Annotated in this window: 18 protein-coding genes; 4 read left to right on the forward strand and 14 right to left on the reverse strand. The window is 74.1% G+C overall.

Annotated elements, in window-relative coordinates; translation table 11 throughout:
- Positions 1 to 26 precede the first annotated feature (26 nt).
- Genes ACNHYB_RS06515 through sigE form a run of 3 tightly spaced genes read right to left on the reverse strand, consistent with a single transcriptional unit; the run spans position 27 to position 2907 of the window.
- Positions 27 to 1454, reverse strand: coding sequence for a S1C family serine protease (locus ACNHYB_RS06515; protein WP_418277602.1), 1428 nt, complete (start codon positions 1452 to 1454; stop codon positions 27 to 29).
- The gene (locus ACNHYB_RS06520; RefSeq protein WP_418277603.1) at positions 1451 to 2350 is read right to left on the reverse strand and encodes a zf-HC2 domain-containing protein; all 900 of its coding nucleotides are present in this window, start codon (positions 2348 to 2350) and stop codon (positions 1451 to 1453) included. Before ACNHYB_RS06520 ends, ACNHYB_RS06515 begins: the two co-directional genes overlap by 4 nt.
- Positions 2347 to 2907 carry an RNA polymerase sigma factor SigE gene (sigE, locus tag ACNHYB_RS06525; protein ID WP_418277604.1) on the reverse strand — a complete coding sequence of 187 codons (561 nt, stop codon included), beginning with the start codon at positions 2905 to 2907 and terminating at the stop codon, positions 2347 to 2349. Before sigE ends, ACNHYB_RS06520 begins: the two co-directional genes overlap by 4 nt.
- A gap of 161 nt (positions 2908 to 3068) precedes the next feature.
- Between sigE and ACNHYB_RS06530 the strand changes: the two genes are divergently transcribed.
- Positions 3069 to 3638, forward strand: a complete 570-nt coding sequence (locus ACNHYB_RS06530; protein WP_418278006.1) for an O-methyltransferase — start codon at positions 3069 to 3071, stop codon at positions 3636 to 3638.
- A gap of 68 nt (positions 3639 to 3706) precedes the next feature.
- Here ACNHYB_RS06530 and ACNHYB_RS06535 read toward each other — a convergent pair whose 3' ends face one another.
- From ACNHYB_RS06535 to dapE, 4 genes are all read right to left on the reverse strand, one after another.
- Positions 3707 to 3874: a DUF3117 domain-containing protein gene (locus ACNHYB_RS06535; protein ID WP_083972980.1), complete on the reverse strand. Its 168-nt coding sequence runs from the start codon at positions 3872 to 3874 to the stop codon at positions 3707 to 3709.
- 140 nt (positions 3875 to 4014) lie between these two features.
- The gene (gene folP, locus ACNHYB_RS06540) at positions 4015 to 4968 is read right to left on the reverse strand and encodes a dihydropteroate synthase (RefSeq protein ID WP_418277605.1); all 954 of its coding nucleotides are present in this window, start codon (positions 4966 to 4968) and stop codon (positions 4015 to 4017) included.
- On the reverse strand, positions 4965 to 5744 hold the full coding sequence (locus ACNHYB_RS06545; RefSeq protein WP_418277606.1) for a TIGR00730 family Rossman fold protein: 780 nt from the start codon (positions 5742 to 5744) through the stop codon (positions 4965 to 4967). Before ACNHYB_RS06545 ends, folP begins: the two co-directional genes overlap by 4 nt.
- A gap of 9 nt (positions 5745 to 5753) precedes the next feature.
- On the reverse strand, positions 5754 to 6866 hold the full coding sequence (gene dapE / locus ACNHYB_RS06550) for a succinyl-diaminopimelate desuccinylase (RefSeq protein WP_418278007.1): 1113 nt from the start codon (positions 6864 to 6866) through the stop codon (positions 5754 to 5756).
- A gap of 88 nt (positions 6867 to 6954) precedes the next feature.
- On the opposite strand from dapE, the gene dapD reads away from it, so the two are divergent.
- Positions 6955 to 7920, forward strand: coding sequence for a 2,3,4,5-tetrahydropyridine-2,6-dicarboxylate N-succinyltransferase (dapD, locus tag ACNHYB_RS06555; RefSeq protein WP_418277607.1), 966 nt, complete (start codon positions 6955 to 6957; stop codon positions 7918 to 7920).
- The gene (locus ACNHYB_RS06560; RefSeq protein ID WP_418277609.1) at positions 7920 to 8849 is read left to right on the forward strand and encodes a hypothetical protein; all 930 of its coding nucleotides are present in this window, start codon (positions 7920 to 7922) and stop codon (positions 8847 to 8849) included. Before dapD ends, ACNHYB_RS06560 begins: the two co-directional genes overlap by 1 nt.
- A 147-nt stretch (positions 8850 to 8996) precedes the next feature.
- On the opposite strand, the gene ACNHYB_RS06565 is transcribed toward ACNHYB_RS06560, so the two are convergent.
- The 3 genes from ACNHYB_RS06565 to fdxA form a co-directional block, all read right to left on the reverse strand.
- Positions 8997 to 10298, reverse strand: a complete 1302-nt coding sequence (locus ACNHYB_RS06565; RefSeq protein ID WP_418277610.1) for a citrate synthase — start codon at positions 10296 to 10298, stop codon at positions 8997 to 8999.
- A 170-nt stretch (positions 10299 to 10468) separates the two neighbouring features.
- Entirely contained in the window at positions 10469 to 11617 is a 1149-nt protein-coding gene (gene dapC / locus ACNHYB_RS06570; protein WP_418277611.1) for a succinyldiaminopimelate transaminase, read from the reverse strand.
- A gap of 17 nt (positions 11618 to 11634) precedes the next feature.
- The gene (gene fdxA, locus ACNHYB_RS06575) at positions 11635 to 11952 is read right to left on the reverse strand and encodes a ferredoxin (RefSeq protein ID WP_418277612.1); all 318 of its coding nucleotides are present in this window, start codon (positions 11950 to 11952) and stop codon (positions 11635 to 11637) included.
- A gap of 70 nt (positions 11953 to 12022) precedes the next feature.
- Here fdxA and ACNHYB_RS06580 point away from each other — a divergent pair, with 70 nt between their 5' ends.
- Positions 12023 to 12334, forward strand: a complete 312-nt coding sequence (locus tag ACNHYB_RS06580) for a DUF6725 family protein (RefSeq protein ID WP_418277613.1) — start codon at positions 12023 to 12025, stop codon at positions 12332 to 12334.
- A gap of 10 nt (positions 12335 to 12344) precedes the next feature.
- Here the strand turns inward: ACNHYB_RS06580 and ACNHYB_RS06585 are convergent, their stop codons facing one another.
- From ACNHYB_RS06585 to ACNHYB_RS06600, 4 genes are read right to left on the reverse strand one after another with little or no spacing between them, the layout of a single operon-like run.
- A complete protein-coding gene (locus ACNHYB_RS06585) occupies positions 12345 to 13475 on the reverse strand; it encodes a prephenate dehydrogenase (RefSeq protein ID WP_418277615.1) in 1131 nt (376 codons plus the stop codon).
- Positions 13472 to 14503: a prephenate dehydratase gene (locus tag ACNHYB_RS06590; RefSeq protein WP_418277616.1), complete on the reverse strand. Its 1032-nt coding sequence runs from the start codon at positions 14501 to 14503 to the stop codon at positions 13472 to 13474. Before ACNHYB_RS06590 ends, ACNHYB_RS06585 begins: the two co-directional genes overlap by 4 nt.
- Positions 14500 to 15390 carry a hypothetical protein gene (locus ACNHYB_RS06595; RefSeq protein WP_418277617.1) on the reverse strand — a complete coding sequence of 297 codons (891 nt, stop codon included), beginning with the start codon at positions 15388 to 15390 and terminating at the stop codon, positions 14500 to 14502. Before ACNHYB_RS06595 ends, ACNHYB_RS06590 begins: the two co-directional genes overlap by 4 nt.
- Positions 15390 to 17108: a VanW family protein gene (locus ACNHYB_RS06600; protein WP_418277619.1), complete on the reverse strand. Its 1719-nt coding sequence runs from the start codon at positions 17106 to 17108 to the stop codon at positions 15390 to 15392. Before ACNHYB_RS06600 ends, ACNHYB_RS06595 begins: the two co-directional genes overlap by 1 nt.
- Positions 17109 to 17173 lie beyond the last annotated feature (65 nt).

The raw sequence follows: 17173 nt of genomic DNA on the forward strand, positions 1-17173 counted from the left end.
GGTCGGGTCGGTCGGGTAGCGCCGGGTCATTCGCTCGCACTCTCCTGCAGCACGACCCGCACGTCACGCTCGTCCTCGCCCGTCCGGATCCGCAGCGTGACGGCGTCGCCGGGCTGCAGGGCACGGATCGCGACGATCAGCTCGTCGCTGCGCGACACCGGTCGCCCGTCGATCTCGAGGATCACGTCGCCCGGCCGCACGCCCGCCAGGTCGGCGGGCCCGTCCGGTGTCACGGCCGGGACGCCGTCCTGCGGCTCCTCGGAGACCTTGACGCCCTCCCCGGTGTAGCTGCCGTCCAGCAGGACCCCGATCACCGGGTAGGTGGCGGTGCCCGTCTCGATGAGCTGCTCGGCGGTGGTCCGCGCCTGGTTCGCCGGGATCGCGAACCCGAGGCCGATGCTGCCGGTCGCCTGCATCGAGCCGGGCGGCTGGGCGATCGCCGAGTTGATCCCGACGACCTCCCCGTCGGCGTTCACCAGCGGACCGCCCGAGTTGCCGGGGTTGATGGCCGCGTCGGTCTGGATGGCGTCGATGAACGCCGTCGTCGCCTGGTCGCCGGCCTGCACCGGGCGGTGCAGCGCGCTGACGATGCCGGACGTGACGGTGGCGTCGAGGCCCAGGGGTGCACCGACCGCCAGCACCGCGTCGCCGACGACGACGTCGTCGGAGTCGCCGAGCACGAGCGGCTCGAGGCCGTCGGTGTCGATCTTCACCACGGCGAGGTCGTAGTCCGTGGTGCGGCCGACGATCTCGCCGTCGTGCTGGCTGCCGTCGGCGAGCACCACGACGATCTCCCCGCCGCCCACGGCACCGGCCACGACGTGGTTGTTCGTCAGGACGTACCCGTCCTCGCGCAGCACGAACCCCGACCCGGAGGAGCCCGTTCCGTCGTCGCCGTAGATCTCCAGGGAGACCACGGACGGCAGCACGTCCGCCGCGATCGCCGCGACCGACCCCGCGGGCCTGGAGTCGGCGCCGCCGTCGGTGTCGTCCACGGCGACCGGCAGGTCCGCGTCGGCCAGCCGCGCGTCGTCCTCGCCGTCGGCCACGTTGAACCCCACGAGCCCGCCGACGAACCCGAGGGCGAGGGCGAGCAGCGCGACAGCCACCGTCCGGCCGGCGCCGAGGCGGGCGCGCGGACGGCGGGCGGCGCCCTGTGGGGCGGTGTCGGACGTCGACGGCGTCGGGTGCACCAGGTGGGTCGGGTACTGGGCCGTCGGGCGCGCGTCCCACGACGACGGCCGCCCGGACGCCGCGTGCCCGGACGACTGCCCCGCGGGCACGACGGACGCCGGGGCGGGCTGCGGTGCGGCGGACGCCGGGGCCGGTCCGGTCGCCGCCGGTCCAGGGCCAGCAGGTCCGGGTGCGGGAGGCCCTGGCGCTGGTTCCGGCGTCGTCGGCCGCGGCTCGGGCTCCGGCCGCGCGAAGAGGTCCGAGGGGTCGGAAGAGGTCATGGAAGGAAGATCGCTCCTGTCATGGTCGACCAGCCCCGTGTGAGACGAGGCAGGACCCCGGCATCGTAGTCACGCGCGGGCAGCGCCGCGACCACGGGCTCCAGGACGTCGCGCGGCGCGTCGGTCGTGACCTCGACGACCAGGTCGCCCGCCTGCCAGGCGATGTGCCAGGGGTCGCGGGACAGCACGACGACGCGGTGGCCCGGCGCGCCGTCGAACGTCGTGGTCGCGGTCGACGTGTCGAGGCGGCCCGGCTGCTCGCGCACCATGACCGTGCCGTCCGGGCCGGTCAGCTCGAGCTCGACCACGTCGCCGTCGTGGCGCACCGCCGACACCTCGTAGGACGCCGGCAGCCCCTCCGGGACCACGTAGCCCGCCTCGGTCAGCCCGTCCTCCTGCATCGTGGAGACCTCCTGCACACCGACGGCACCGCTCCCGGCGAGCGTCGTCAGCGCCGCGGCGCGGGACGGGTCGGGCGTGACCGTCGGTGCCTGGCCGAGGACGAAGAGCGCACAGCCCAGCACCCCGACGCCGCCGGCCCCGGCCAGCAGCGCCCGGCGGCGACGACGGCGGCGGGCCTCCCCCGCGACGTCGCCGGTCAACGTGGTGCGCCAGGCCTCGGGCGCCGCCCACGCCGTGTCCCGGTCCGGGGCCCGCAGCGGGTCGCCCTCGGTGGAGGGGATCGACGCCGACAGCGCCAGCAGCCGTTCGGTGAGCTCCGGCGTCGGGAGCACCTCGCAGGCACCCGACAACCGGCGGCGGGACGCGCGCGCCGCGGCCAGCTCGCCGGCGCACAGGTCGCAGGCGGCGACGTGGGCGAGCGCACGCTCGGTCTCCTGCGGGCGGAGCTGGCCGTCGGCCAGCGCGCTCACGAGGTCCCCGAGGTGCGCGCTCACGCCCGCGGCTCCGTCCGGCGGTGCTCGAGGGCGTCGCGCAGCTGCGCCCGGGCCCGGTGGATGCGGGAGCGCACGGTGCCGATCTTGATGCCGAGGGTCACGGCGATCTCCTCGTAGCTGAGACCCTCGATGTCGCAGAGCACCACCGCGGCCCGGTACTCCGGACGCAGCGCGTCGAGCGCGGACTGGATGTCGTGGTCGAGGTTGGCGTGCTCGAACCCGCGCTCCGGCCGCGTGCGCTCGTCACCGGACTCGACCCGTGCGGCGTCCTCCCCCATCGCCTCGAAGCGGATGCGCTTCTTGCGGCGCACCTGGTCCAGGAACAGGTTCGTGGTGATGCGGTGCAGCCAGCCCTCGAACGTGCCCGGCGTGTAGCTCGACAGCGAGCGGAACACGCGCAGGAACGTCTCCTGGGTGAGGTCCTCGGCGTCCTGGCGGTCGCCGGTCAGCCGGTAGGCGAGGCGGAACACGCGCGCGGAGTGCTCGCGCACGATCTGGTCCCACGTCGGGGGGACCCAACCGGTCGTCTCGGGTTCGACGTCGGTGCTGTTGGTCATCGTGGCCATCGTCCCATGCGAACGTGCGAGCAACCTGAGAGGTTCCCACGTAGCATCAGCGCAGCGATCGAGGAGGCAGCATCACGACCGAGGCGGACGCCCACGAGGACCAGGGTGCCGCGTGGGCCTTCAGCGAGACGTTCCTCACCGAGGACGAGACGCTGCTCCGTGCCCGCGATCGTGGGGCCGAGCTCGGCGCACCCGCCGTCACCCCCGCGACCGGTGCCCTGCTGCGCGTCACCGCCGCCGCGGTCCAGGCCAGGGCCGTGGTCGAGATCGGCACCGGCAGCGGCGTCGCCTCCCTGTGGCTGCTGCGCGGGATGGCACCGGACGGCGTGCTCACCACGATCGACCCCGACGCCGCCCACCAGCGCGCCGCGAAGGCGGCCTTCGCGGAGGAGGGCGTGCCCGCGCCGCGCACCCGCATGATCGCGCGGACGGCCTCGCAGGTCCTGCCCCGCCTGGCCGACGGCGCCTACGACCTGGTGCTGGTGAGCACCGAGCCCCACGAGCTCGGGACCTGCCTGGACGCGGCCGTGAGACTGCTGCGACCGGGCGGCGTGCTGGCCCTCACCGACGCGCTCCTGGGCGGTCGGGTGACCGACGCGACCGCGCGGGACGACGCCACCCACGACGCCCGACGGGCGCTCGCCGCGCTCCGCGACGACGACCGGCTGGTGCCCGCGATGGTGCCGCTGGGCGGAGGCCTGCTGCTGGCCGTGCGTCGCTGACAGCACGACGGGCACGGAGCGTCGTGACGCTCCGTGCCCGTGGTTCGTGCGGGGTCTGTCGGCGGTGCTCAGCCGACGACGGCCTGGAGGGCCTCGCCCAGCTCGCCTGCCTCGGTGGCGTTCAGCTCGACCACCAGGCGGCCACCACCCTCCAGGGGGACCCGCATGACGATGCCGCGTCCCTCCTTGGTGACCTCGAGCGGTCCGTCGCCCGTCCGCGGCTTCATCGCAGCCATGTGTGGCTCTCCATTCCGTTGTCCGGTTCCCTCGCCCGCCAGCACCCTGCCGCCGCCTCGGCGGCGGGTCCGCGCTGCCGACACGGCCACCCGGGAAGAGGCGTGCGGCACCATTCTACCGTCGACCAGCGACGATCCGGTCACACCAGCCCGCGCACGGCCGCGCGCGGGGGCGCCTCGTCGCGCACGGCGGCGACCATCTCCAGGGCGTGCCGCGTCGCCACGACGTCGTGCGCCCGGAACACCCGAGCCCCGTGCCACGCCGCGAGCGCCGTCGCGGCCAGCGTGCCGGCGAGCCGGGCGTCGGGCGGGACGTCGAGCACCTCGCCGACGAAGTCCTTGCGGCTCAGCGCCATGAGCACGGGGTGGCCGAGGGCGGCGAGCTCCTGGGTGCGGCGCAGCAGGTGGACGGAGTGCCAGGTGTTCTTGCCGAAGTCGTGGGTGGGGTCGACCAGCACGGAGGACGGCGGCACCCCGCACGCCACGGCGCGCTCGGCGGCGGTGCGCAGCGTGGTCAGCACGTCGAGGGTGAGAGCGTCGCGCGGGTCCGCGCCGTCGCTGTCGTGGTGGCGGTCGCCGTCGTCGTCGTGCGCCGGGTAGGCGACCCGGTACGGGTCGGTGCGCGGCTGCGCCCCGCCGGTGTGGGAGCAGACGACGCCGACGCCGGCCGCGCCGGCGACCTCGACGAGCTGCGGGTCGTGACCGGCCCAGGTGTCGTTGAGGAGGTCCGCCCCGGCCTCGACGGCGGCCCGCGCCACGCCGGAGCGCCACGTGTCGACGCTGACCAGCAGGTCGGGGACCTCGGCGCGGACCTGCGCCACGAACGGGATCACCCGGTCGATCTCCTCGGCCTCGGTGACCTCCGGCCCGACGCCGGCACGCACGCCGCCCACGTCGAGGATGGCCGCGCCGTCCGCCCACGCCTGGTGCGCGGCCGCGAGCGCCGGACCGTCGTCGGCCAGCCGCGCCGGCGCGTAGAACGAGTCCGTGGTGCGGTTGACGATCGCCATGACGACCGGCCGGACGGCGCCGTCGGCGTCGCGCCCCACCTCGCGGCCGCGCAGGACCAGCGGCGCGCCGGCCGCGGGGATCACGACCGGAACTCGGCGGCGAGCGCGCGGCCGCGCTCCACGACGTGCTCCACGGCGTCCTCGGCCGAGTCGGTCAGGTGGATGAGGTCGAGGTCGGCCTGGTTGATCATGCCGCGGTCGACGACGGCGGACCGCACCCACTCGAGCAGGCCGCCCCAGTAGTCCGACCCGACGAGGACCACGGGGAACCCGGTGACCTTGTGGGTCTGCACGAGGGTGACGGCCTCGAAGAGCTCGTCGAACGTGCCGAAGCCCCCGGGCAGTACCACGTACCCCTGGGCGTACTTGACGAACATCGTCTTGCGGGCGAAGAAGTACCGGAAGTTCACCCCGATGTTGACGTACTCGTTCATGCCCTGCTCGAAGGGCAGCTCGATCCCGAGGCCGACCGACGTCCCCTGCGCCTGCAGGGCGCCCTTGTTCGCGGCCTCCATGATGCCGGGGCCGCCGCCGGTCATGACGGCGTAGCCGGCCTCCACGAGGCGCCGCCCGACCTCCTCGCCGAGGGCGTAGTCGGGATGGTCGGGGCGGGTGCGGGCGGAGCCGAAGACGGACACGGCGGGCCCGATCTCGGCCAGGGCACCGAACCCCTCGACGAACTCGGCCTGGATGCGCATGACGCGCCACGGGTCGGAGTGGACCCAGTCGGTCCCGTCACCGGGGGCCAGGAGGCGCTGGTCGGTGGTGGTGGCAGGGATGTGCTCGCCGCGCAGCAGGACGGGGCCCTTGCGGTAGCCGCTGCCTGTCTGGGGTACGCCGTCGTCGGTGCGATCGCTCATGGGGCGAGCCTAGGCACCCAGGAGCCAGGAGCGCAGCGCCTCGCGGCAGACCGCCAGCTCGGCGACGGGGACGCGCTCGTCGTCGGCGTGGGCGAGCATGGGGTCGCCGGGGGCGAAGTTCACGGCGGGGACGCCGAGCTGGGCGAAGCGCGCGACGTCGGTCCAGCCGTACTTGGGCCGCGGCTCGCCACCGGTGGCGGCGAGCACGGCGGCCGCGAAGTCGGCGGCGAGCGGGTCGTCGAGCCCGGGGCGCGCGCCGGGCGAGGAGTCGGTGACGACGACCTCGAAGCCCTCGAAGAGCTCGCGCAGGTGCGCCTCGGCCTCCGCCTCGGTGCGCGACGGCGCGAACCGGTAGTTGACCGTGACGGTGCAGGCGTCGGGGATGACGTTGCCGGCGATCCCGCCCGTGATCCCGACGGCGTTGACGCCCTCGCGGTAGACGAGCCCGTCGACCTCGACCTGGGCGGGCTCGTAGTCGGCGAGGCGGGCCAGGACGGGGGCGGCGGCGTGGATGGCGTTCTCGCCACGCCAGGCGCGCGCCGAGTGGGCGGCCCTGCCGCGGGTGCGCACCTCCACCCGGATCGTGCCGTTGCAGCCGCCCTCGATGCCCGACGACGTCGGTTCGCCGAGCACGGCGAAGTCCCCCGCCAGCAGGTCGGGCCGGTGGCGCACAAGGCGGCCCAGGCCGCTCTTGGTGGCCTCGACCTCCTCGTGATCGTAGAACACGTAGGTGACGTCCGACGTCGGCTCGCTGCCGGGGCGGCCGAGCTCGACCGCCAGCGCGAGGAACACCGTCAGCCCGGCCTTCATGTCGACGGTCCCGCGGCCCCGCAGGACGCGGTCGTCGCCGCTGCCCTCCAGGCGGGCGGGCAGGTTCGGCGGGTCGGTGAGCGGCACGGTGTCGAGGTGGCCGGCGAGCACCACCCGACGGTCCCGGCCGAGCGTGGTGCGCGCCACGACGGCGTCGCCGTCGCGGTGCACCTCCAGGTGGGGCTGGTCGCGCAGGAGCGCCTCGACGGCGTCCGCCAGGGCGGCCTCGTCGCCCGAGACGGACTCGACGTCGCACACCGCCGCGAGCAGGTCGACCAGGTCCGACGACGGCACCACCCGGGGATCGACCAGCGGGGGGTCGAAGCGGGTGGGCGGGGCGGGTGCGTGCTGGTCGGTCACGCAGCCCATCGTGCCACGCGGCGCCGATAGGCTGGTGGGCATGACCACGACCACCACCTCCCGTTCCGCCTGGGGCCTCGGCCTCGCCACGGTCGCCGACGACGGCACCACGCTCGACGTCTGGTACCCGGCGCCCGTCCTGGGTGACGCCCCCGACGACGTCGACGTGCCCGCCGACCTCGCGGCCCTGACCCAGCGCGACGACGCGCGCCGGGTGGACGTCCAGGTCGTGCTCACCCGCATCGACCTGGACGACGCCCCCGCCGACACCGCCGACGCCTACCTGCGCCTGCACCTGCTGTCGCACCGGCTCGTGCCGCCGCACGGGCTCAACCTGGACGGCGTGTTCGGCAGGCTGACCAACGTCGTGTGGACCTCGCACGGACCGTGCGCCGTCGAGGGCTTCGAGGCGACCCGGCTGCGGCTGCGCGCCTCGACCGGCGCCCCGGTGACCGTGTACGGGGTGGACAAGTTCCCGCGCATGGTCGACTACGTGATGCCCACCGGCGTGCGCATCGCCGACGCGGACCGCGTGCGCCTCGGCGCCCACCTCGCCGAGGGCACCACCGTGATGCACGAGGGTTTCGTCAACTTCAACGCGGGCACGCTCGGCAGCTCGATGGTCGAGGGGCGCATCTCCGCGGGGGTCGTCGTGGGCGACGGGTCCGACGTCGGCGGCGGCTCCTCGATCATGGGCACCCTGTCCGGAGGCGGCAAGGAGATCATCTCCCTGGGTGAGCGGTCGCTGCTCGGCGCGAACGCCGGTCTCGGCATCCCCCTGGGCGACGACTGCGTCGTGGAGGCCGGCCTGTACGTGACGGCGGGCACCAAGGTCACGGTGCTGGACGAGATGGGCGACGAGGGCGAGCCGCGCGTCGTCAAGGCCCGCGAGCTCTCCGGCCGCGACGGCCTGCTCTTCCGCCGCAACTCCCGCACGGGCGCCGTCGAGGTGCTGGGCCGCGGTGGCGTCGGCATCGAGCTCAACGCCGCGCTGCACGCCAACTGATGCCGCCACGGCGTCGGGCGGCTGCGCCGGTCGGCGCCGTGCTCGGTATCCTCGCCGTGGGGGTCGCCGCGGTCGCGTCCGTCGTCTGGTACCTCGACTCCCGCGACCCTGCGGCGACCCGCGAGTGGTGCGCGGCGACCCTCGACGGGCGGGACCACCCCCTGTCCCCGGTCCAGGCGGGCAACGCCGCCCTGATCGTGGGCCAGACGGTCCAGCGCGGCCTGCCGGCCCGCGCGGCGACCATCGGCCTGGCCACCGCGATGCAGGAGTCCCGGCTGGTCAACATCGACTACGGCGACCGCGACTCGATCGGGCTGTTCCAGCAGCGACCGTCGCAGGGGTGGGGCACGGTCGAGGAGATCATGGACCCGGTGTACTCCACCGACGCCTTCTACGACGGTCTCGTCGAGGTGGACGGCTGGCAGGACATGGAGGTCACCGACGCCGCGCAGGAGGTGCAGCGCTCGGCGTTCCCCGAGGCCTACGCCCAGCACGAGCAGATGGCCCGCGCCTGGGCGTCGTCGCTGACGGGCCACTCCCCCGGGTCGGTGACCTGCGAGCTGCCTGGCGTGGGCGCGGACGGTCCCTCGGGCGCGTCCGCCGTCACCACGCTCACCGACCTGCTGGAGCGCGACCTCGGCGTGCCGACGGGGTCGGTCGACGAGGTCGACGACCCGCAGGGCGACGGCCGGGTGGCCCTCGCGATCGACGCGACCGCCCTGCCGGTCGACGAGGTGGAGCGCGCCACCTGGACCGTGGCCCACTGGGCGGTCGCCACCGCGGACACCACCGGCGCCGTCGAGGTGCGTGCCGCGGACCAGGTGTGGTCCCGGGGCACCGGCGCCTGGACCCTGGTCGACGAGGGCGAGCCGCAGCCGGAGGGGCGGGTGACGGTCGTCGTCGGCCCTCAACCGGCCTCGCTGTACTGACCCGGGTCGCCCCGGCCCTCCGGGCTCACCGCCTCCCGGCGCCCGGCCCCGGCCCCGGCCCCGGCCCCGGCCCCGGCCCCGAAGACGACGCCCCCGTGGCCCGGAGATCTCCGGGCCACGGGGGCGGACGTCTGCGGTGGTGGACCGTCAGCGGTTCTCGACGGGCACGAAGTCGCGCTCGGTCGGTCCGGTGTAGATCTGGCGCGGGCGCCCGATCTTGGTCTGCGGGTCCTTGATCATCTCGCGCCACTGGGCGATCCAGCCGGGCATGCGCCCGAGGGCGAACAGCGGCGTGAACATCGCGGGCGAGAAGCCCATCGCCTTGTAGATGAGCCCGGTGTAGAAGTCGACGTTCGGGTAGAGCTTGCGCTCCACGAAGTAGTCGTCGCTCAGTGCGATCTCCTCGAGCCCGCGGGCGATGTCGAGGAGCTCGTCCTTGGCGCCCAGCTCGTCGAGCACGGCGTCGGCGTGCTTCTTGACGATGGCGGCGCGCGGGTCGTAGCTCTTGTAGACGCGGTGCCCGAAGCCCATGAGGCGGACGCCGTCCTCCTTGTTCTTGACCTTCTTCATGAAGGTCTCGACGGAGTCGTCGCCGTTGCGGATGTTCTCCAGCATGAGCAGCACGGCCTCGTTGGCGCCGCCGTGCGACGGACCGGACAGGGCGTTGATGCCGGCGGACACCGAGGCGAACAGCGTCGCGTTGGAGGAGCCGACCACGCGCACCGTCGACGTGGAGCAGTTCTGCTCGTGGTCGGCGTGCAGGATGAGCAGCTTGTCCATCGCGGCGACCAGCGTCGGGTTGGCCTGCCACTCCTCGTAGGGGCGCGCGAAGGTCATCCGCAGGAAGTCGTCCACGTACCCGCGGGCCGCGTCCGGGTAGAGCAGCGGCTCGTCCTTCATGGCGCGGTGCACGTACGACGTGATCGTGCGGGTCTTGGCCAGCAGCAGCACGGTAGCGAGCTCGACGGCCTCGTCGTCGTGCGGGTCGAGCGCCTCGGGGTAGTACGTGGCCAGCGCGTTGGTGGCGGAGGCCAGGATCGCCATCGGGTGCCCGCCGCGCGGGAAGGTGCCGAGGAACGTGCGGAACGCCTCGGGCACGAGCGTGTGGCGGTTCACACGGTCGGTGAACGCCTCCAGCTCGGAGGCCGACGGCAGCTCGCCGTGGACCAGCAGGTAGGACACCTCGAGGAACGACGAGTTGTCCGCGAGCTGCTCGATCGGGTAGCCGCGGTAGCGCAGGATGCCCTCGTCACCGTCGATGTAGGTGATCGTCGACTCGCAGGAGGCGGTGTTCATGAAGCCGGGGTCGACCGTCACCATGCCGGTGTTCTTGAGCAGGGACGACACGACGATGCCGTCGTTGCCCTCCGTCGCGCCGACCACCGACAGGTCGTGCCCCGCGTCGTCGACGGACAGGCGGACCGAAGGGGTCTGGTGGGTGGACGTCATGTCTTCCTTCCCTGACGGGTCCGGCCCCCCGTCGTCGGGGTCCCGGTCACGTGAAATCTTGGCAATGTCACGGGCTACCTGCCACGACCGTCAGGGACGGCATGACCGCAGAGCAGCCTCGGCCTGCGGATGAAACTACCCCCCTATCCCATGGTGTTCCAATCCCTGCGTCAAGGTGCTGTGATGCGAGCCACAGCGCGGGATATCGCGTCGTCGGTCGCGGTGAGCGCGACCCGTACGTGCGCGGAGCCCGCCGTGCCGTAGAACTCGCCCGGCCCGACGAGGATCCCCCACCGGGCGAAGCGCCGTGCGAGGTCGCGCGAGGCGCCCGGACCTGCGGTGTTCTCGGCCGTCCGGGTCCACAGGTAGAGACCGGCCTCGGAGTGCTCGACGACGAGACCGGCGGAGCGCAGCGCACCCAGGAGCGCGTCGCGGCGACGCCGGTAGCGCTCGCGCTGCTCGGCGACGTGGGATTCGTCACCGAGCGCGGCGACCATCGCGGCCTGGACCGGTGCGGGCACGATCATGCCCAGGTGCTTGCGGGTGGCGACCAGGTCCGCCACGAGCCGGGGGTCGCCGGCGACGAACGCCGCCCGGTACCCGGCCACGTTCGACTGCTTCGACAGCGAGTAGGTGACCAGCAGCCCGTCGGTCGAGCCGCCCGTGACCCGCGGGTCCAGGATGCTCGGCACGGCGCTGGCACCCGCGGCGTCGACCGCCGCGCCATCCCACCCGAGCTCGGCGTAGCACTCGTCGCTCACCACGACCGCACCGATCTGGCGGGCGGCGTCCACGACGGAGCGCAGGTGGGCGACGTCCGCGACGGCGCCGGTCGGGTTGGAGGGCGAGTTGACCCACACGAGCCGGACGTCGGACCGCCCTGCCCACGCCGCGACGTCGTCGGCGGGCAGCGGGGTCGCACCCGCGAGCCGCGCCCCGACGTCGTACGTCGGGTACGCCGTCTCAGGGTGCACGACGACGTCGCCCGGGCCGAGGCGCAGCAGCGAGGGCAGCAGGCCCACGAGCTCCTTGGAACCGATCGTCGGCATCACGCCGTCCGGGTCCAGCCCGGGCACGCCCCGGCGCCGCGCGAACCAGTCGGTCACGGCCTCGCGCAGCGCAGGGGTGCCGAACGTCAGCGGGTAGCCGGGGGCGTCCGACGCCGCGGCGAGCGCGGCGCGCACGACCTGCGGCGTCGGATCGACGGGCGTGCCGACCGACAGGTCGACCAGTCCGTCCGGGTGGGCGGCGGCCGTGGCACGCACGTCCCCCAGGGTGTCCCAGGGATAGGCGAGGTCGCGCAGGTCGGCGAGTCCCATCGACGCCCGGCCGCGCGTCAGGCCTGCGGCGGGAGGGCGGCGATCATCGGGTCGTCCTTCTCGATGAGACCCATCTTCGCCGCACCGCCGGGCGAGCCGAGGTCGTCGAAGAACTCGACGTTGGCCCGGTAGTAGTCGTTCCACTCCTCGGGGACGTCGTCCTCGTAGTAGATGGCCTCGACCGGGCAGACGGGCTCGCAGGCCCCGCAGTCCACGCACTCGTCCGGGTGGATGTACAGCGATCGGGAGCCCTCGTAGATGCAGTCCACGGGACACTCCTCGATGCACGCCTTGTCCTTGACGTCGACGCACGGCTGAGCGATCACGTAGGTCACTGCAGTTACCTTCCGGTGACGGGGAGGAGCCCGGGGCTCCGGTGCTACGGGGAACTCTAGTATCGCTCACGTGAGAACCCCGCACGCCCACCCCGATCCGTCCACCTGGCGAGACATCCCGGTGGACGCCCGGGTCGTGGTCCGGCGCCGCCTCGACGCGACCGAGGCCGCCACCAGCGGGCGACGCTGGACCGACGTGATCGGCGTCGTCGTCGCGATCGACGACGGCGGCGTGCGGCTGCGCCGCGACCCTGCCCGTCGCTCGGACCCGGGCGCCGGCACCGAGGTGCGGGTGGCCGCCGACGACGTCGTCGCGGTCAGGCGACTCCCCCCGCGGCCGACGCCGCGCCGGGACCCGCGGCGCGACCCAGACGCCGGGTAGGGCGCGGCCGTCAGGCAGCGAGGCGGGCGTGCGTGGCCGAGACCTCGACGACGAAGGCTCCCTGCAGGCAGCGGCGCACCAGCACCGCCGGCCACCCTTCCTCGCGGGGGACCACGCTCCCGGCGTCCGGCCCCTGGGCGTCCTGGGACAGGCCGGCGTCCTGGACCGGGTGGGCGTCCGGACCGGGTGCGCGGACCGATCCGGCGCGGCGTGCCGCACGCGCCGGGTCCGCCGCGTGGAAGAACTCGTGGGCGGCGCCGTTGGCCTCCAGGTCACGCACCACCGCCTCCAGGTCGCGCACCACCTTGCGCAGCGCGGGCGCCACCCAGGCGGCGTTCGCCGTGACCATCGCCTCGGTGCGCGCCGGGTCCGTGTACGCCACACGTGTGCCGTCACGAAAGCTGCCCGCGGCCAGCACCTGTGCCACGCGGGCCACCGGGGCACCCGTGGCCGCGTTGAGGAGCTGTGTCGCCAGCACGTGCGGCACGTGGCTCACCAGCGCCGCGGCCTCGTCGTGGACGTCGTCCGTCAGCACGGTGGCGCGCCCCCGGCACGGGCCGGTCACGAGGGCGAGGACCTGGGCGAGACGGTCGGCGTCGACGCCGTCCTGGTCGCCGACCGTCACCGCCCAGGCCACCTGGTCGAGCAGGTCGGCGTCCGACGCCTCGAACCCGCTGTGCTCCGTCCCCGACATCGGGTGCGCCCCGACGTACCTGTCCCCCAGCCCGGCGGCGACGACGGACTCCCGCACCGGCGCCTTCACGCTGCCCACGTCCGTCACCGTCGCCCCCGCCGGCGCGTGCGCGGCCACCTGCTCGGCCACCACGGTCATGGTGCGCAGCGGCACGGCCAGCACCACGAGGCCGGCGCCCTCGACGCAGGCCGCCACGTCGTCCGCGACCGCCAGGCCGGTGCGCCGGGCGGCCTCTCTCGACGCCGCCAGCACGTCCGTGGCGACCACGTCCACGCCGCGCAGCGTCAGGAGTCGGGCCAGCGACCCGCCGATCAGCCCGAGGCCGACGACGGCGACACGGCCGATCGATGCATCGGGCAGCCCGCCGGCCGCCGCGTCGTCGCCCACCGGACCGCCGAGCACCGCGTCGTCCCGCACCGCGTCGTCCCGCACCGCGTCGTCCCTCACCACAGCAGTCCCGCGGCGACGGCCGTGGCGGAGTCGCCCGCACGGACGCTCCCGACCGGGGTGTGGTCCGCCAGGACGCCGTCCAGGCCGCCCTCGCCCGGCGCGGCCGGATAGGCGCCGAGCACCTTCAGGGCGTCGCCCGCGGCGAGCAGGTCGCCGCACAGGTCGCGCACCTGCTCGTGCCACGGCGGCTCGTCCAGCGTCACGACGAACACGTACTGACCCTCGCGCGCCTTGAGCGGCCGCGTCACCAGGCTCGACATGTTGACCCCGCGACCGGCGAAGGCCTGGGTCACCCGGGCGAGCACGCCCGGGCCCGTGACCACGGGTGTCACCGCGAGCATCGTGCGCCAGGAGGTGTCACCGTCCCGGTCGGCACCGGGGCGGTCGTCACCGTGGCGTCCGCGCAGGAACCGTCCCGGCGCGTCGGCCCGTCGTCCCAGCACGAGGAACCTGGTGCGCGCCCCGGAGAAGTCCTCCACCCGCTCCGCGAAGGTCTCCAGACCGTAGAGCTCCCCGCACAGCCGCGGGCCGAGGGCGACCTGGTGCGGGCCCGCATCCCGGCACGCCGCGGCGTTCGACGCCGCGGGCACCGCCACCAGGTCGTGCTCGGCGGCGAAGCGCCGGCACTGCGCCAGCCCGTGCGGATGGGCGGTCACCTCGCGCAACGGGCCGTGCCCCGGGCGGACGAACGCGTCGAACGACACCGGCAGGACGACCTCGTCGACCGCGACGACGTCGGCGCTGGCGAGCAGCGTGTCCACGGAGGGCACGACGTGCCCCTCCACCGAGCTCTCGATCGCGACGACCCCGAGGTCGACCTCGCCCGCGGCGACGGCGTCGTGCACCGCACCGACGGAACCCAGCGGGACCGCGACGACGTCGTCCCCCAGGCCGGGCGCGTCGCCCTCCGGGCCACGTCCCGCACCGACTCCCGTGGAGCCTCCCGTGGTGCCGACGCCCGCGCCCCACGTACGGACCGCCTGATGGGTGAACGTCCCCTCCGGGCCCAGGTAGGCGATCCTCACGCGCCCGCCCACCGGGGCGACAACGCGTCCGGACCGGGCTCGAACGTCCCGCCCGGCAGGACCGCGAGCGTGCGGTGCGCCACCGACCGCTCGGTCAGGTCCGCGACGAGAGCGTCCAGCGCCTCGACCGTCGGGCACCGGAACGACGTGAAGAAGACGTGCGGCCCGGACGCCGACGGATGGCTGCGCAGGTGCTGCAGGTCCACCCCGGCGTCGACCAGCACACCCAACGACTGGCGCAGCGAACCCCGGTGGTCGTCCGACGGACCGAACGCCAGCCACACCTGCGCCGCGGCGCCGAAGCGGGGCCAGCCGGCGCGGGACTCGAGCAGCCCGTACCAGACCGGCCCGTGCCCGGCGAGACGCTCGCTGCCCGGGAGCTCCTCCCAGCCAGCCGGCACGCGGGAGCGCTCCACGACCAGCGAACCGAGGTCGCCGGCGATCGCCGCCCGCTCGGCCACCGACGTCGTGGTGGGCACGAGCCGCGGGCTGACGCCCATCGTGCGCAGCAGGTCGGCGCAGTCGCGCACGCCGGCCTGGTCGACCACCACCTGACCGCCACCGCCGCCCGGCGGGGCGACCCAGACCCACTGACGGGGCACCGCCGTCGACGCCGTGACGATCAGCGAGGAGTCGCCGTCGAGCAGTGCCTGCTCCAGCTCCGGCGACGGCTGCTCGGGGTGGCCCAGGTGCACCACCGCCGCCAGGTCGTCGATGCCGGCGACCGTGGCCAACGCCTGCGGCATGGCTCCCAGGTCGAGGAGCTCGGTCGACTCGTCGGTCACCGCCGAGACGACCGGGGAGCCCGTGGCGACCCCCGACCATCCGGCACCGCGGGCGGCGAGCGCGGCGTGCGCCGGGGACTCGCGCGAGGTCCGTCCGAGCATCAGTCCTCCTTCTCGTCGCGAGCAGGCTGCTCGGTGTCGCGATCCTTGCGGTCGGCGCTGTCGTCGTCGCGCGCCGACGAGCACGACACCGCGTTGTCGGGCTTGTAGCGCCAGAAGTCGGACTCGTCCTTGACGAGCTCGTCCTCCAGGTAGACCTTGCGGTACACGGTGATGGCGAAGCCGTCCTCACCGCCCGGGTAGGGCGAGCAGTCCGCGCTGCTGGACATGTCGATGGTGGTGGCGGGCACCACGTCCTGCTTGCCCGACGTCGACTCCTCCACGCGGTAGTACTCCGTCGACCAGATCTTCACGTGCAGCCGACCGCCGGAGACGTACGCCTGCATCAGCGCGCCGTACGGGGTGTCGTTGGTGAACTTCATGTCGATCGAACCGACGTAGATCGTCGCCTCGCGACCGGCCGGGTAGCGGCTGAACCAGTAGCTGTGCTGACGGTGCTCCACGTCGTCGAACCCGGCGAAGAACCCGGCGTTGTACGTCGTGGTGGCCATCTGCGACAGGCCACCGCCGACGGCGTCGGAGTGGACGCCGTTGTTCACCACGCCGGCCGCGAAGTACCCGTTGGACACCTCGATCGGGGAGAGCGTGTCGACGAGCGAGAAGGTCTCGTCCGGCTTGACCAGGGTCCCGCTGACGAGCTCGGCACCACGCACCAGGTTCTTCGTGCGGATGGGCTCGCTGGTCAACGGCGTCGAGAACTCGCTGATCACCTCCTTGACGCCCAGCGCCTCGAGGGACTCCCGCGAGTCCTCGGGGTCCTGCTCGACGAGCTCGACCTCCGCCGTGCGCTCCGTGGACGTGGCGGCCGCGCCGACGGACTCGGCCACCTGGTCCGGGTCGAGGGTGGTGCCCGTCTCCCCGCCGACGATCACGGGTTCACCGCCCGAGAACTCGAAGTGCGCGTTGTCGGGCTCGCGCAGCAGGTCGTCGGTGCGGTCGACGATCGCGCTGGTGAGGCGGTCGCCGTCGTACTGGGCCACGAGCGCGCCGTCCGTCGGGACCCAGGACGTGGAGCGGGCCAGCACCCGCTCCGGGATCTCGGGGCTCTGATCGGCGACCTGGACCGTCACCGGCCCGGAGACCACCTGCTCGGCCTCGGCCATCGCCGCGTCCGTGTCCGCCTGGTCGACGGCCGGCGGCACCGACTCGGTCGGGAGAGCGATCGCCTCGGTGGTGACGAGCCAGGCGTCCACGATCGCGTCGTCCGCGGCGTCGACGACCACCTGGGTGCCGTCCACGGGGTCGGTCGCCACGGGCTCGCCGTCGGTGAACCGCACCGTCCCGTCGACGGGCTCGGTCTCCAACGACGTGCCGGTCTGCTCCACCGCGGCGCTCAGTGCCGAGCGGTCGACGTCGACCACCGGGTCCACGGCGCCGGCCCCGACGACGTGCTCCAGCAGGTGCCCCGGCGACAGCGTGAGTCCGGTGACCGAGTCGACCGTCGCCTGGGCGTCGAAGGTCAGCCCTGCCTCGGCCGGGTCCAGCGTGCTCGTCGCGTCACCCGCCTGCACGGTGATCGGCTCCACGGCGCGCGGTCCCAGCTCGGACTCCAGCGCGGACACCGCTTCGTCGGCCGAGAGCCCGCCGATGTCGACGCCGGCCACCGTCGTGCCCTTGGCGACGTCGTCGGAGACGAACCACTGGGCGCCCATGTAGAGGCCCCCGAGCACGACGACGGCCAGACCCGCACCGATCAGCACCTTCGGCCACCGGCTCGGAGCGCCGTCGCCGGACAGGCCCGCGATCGGGCCGTCGCTCGGGCCGG

Source organism: Isoptericola jiangsuensis (assembly GCF_048320105.1).
GTDB lineage: Bacteria > Actinomycetota > Actinomycetes > Actinomycetales > Cellulomonadaceae > Isoptericola > Isoptericola jiangsuensis_A.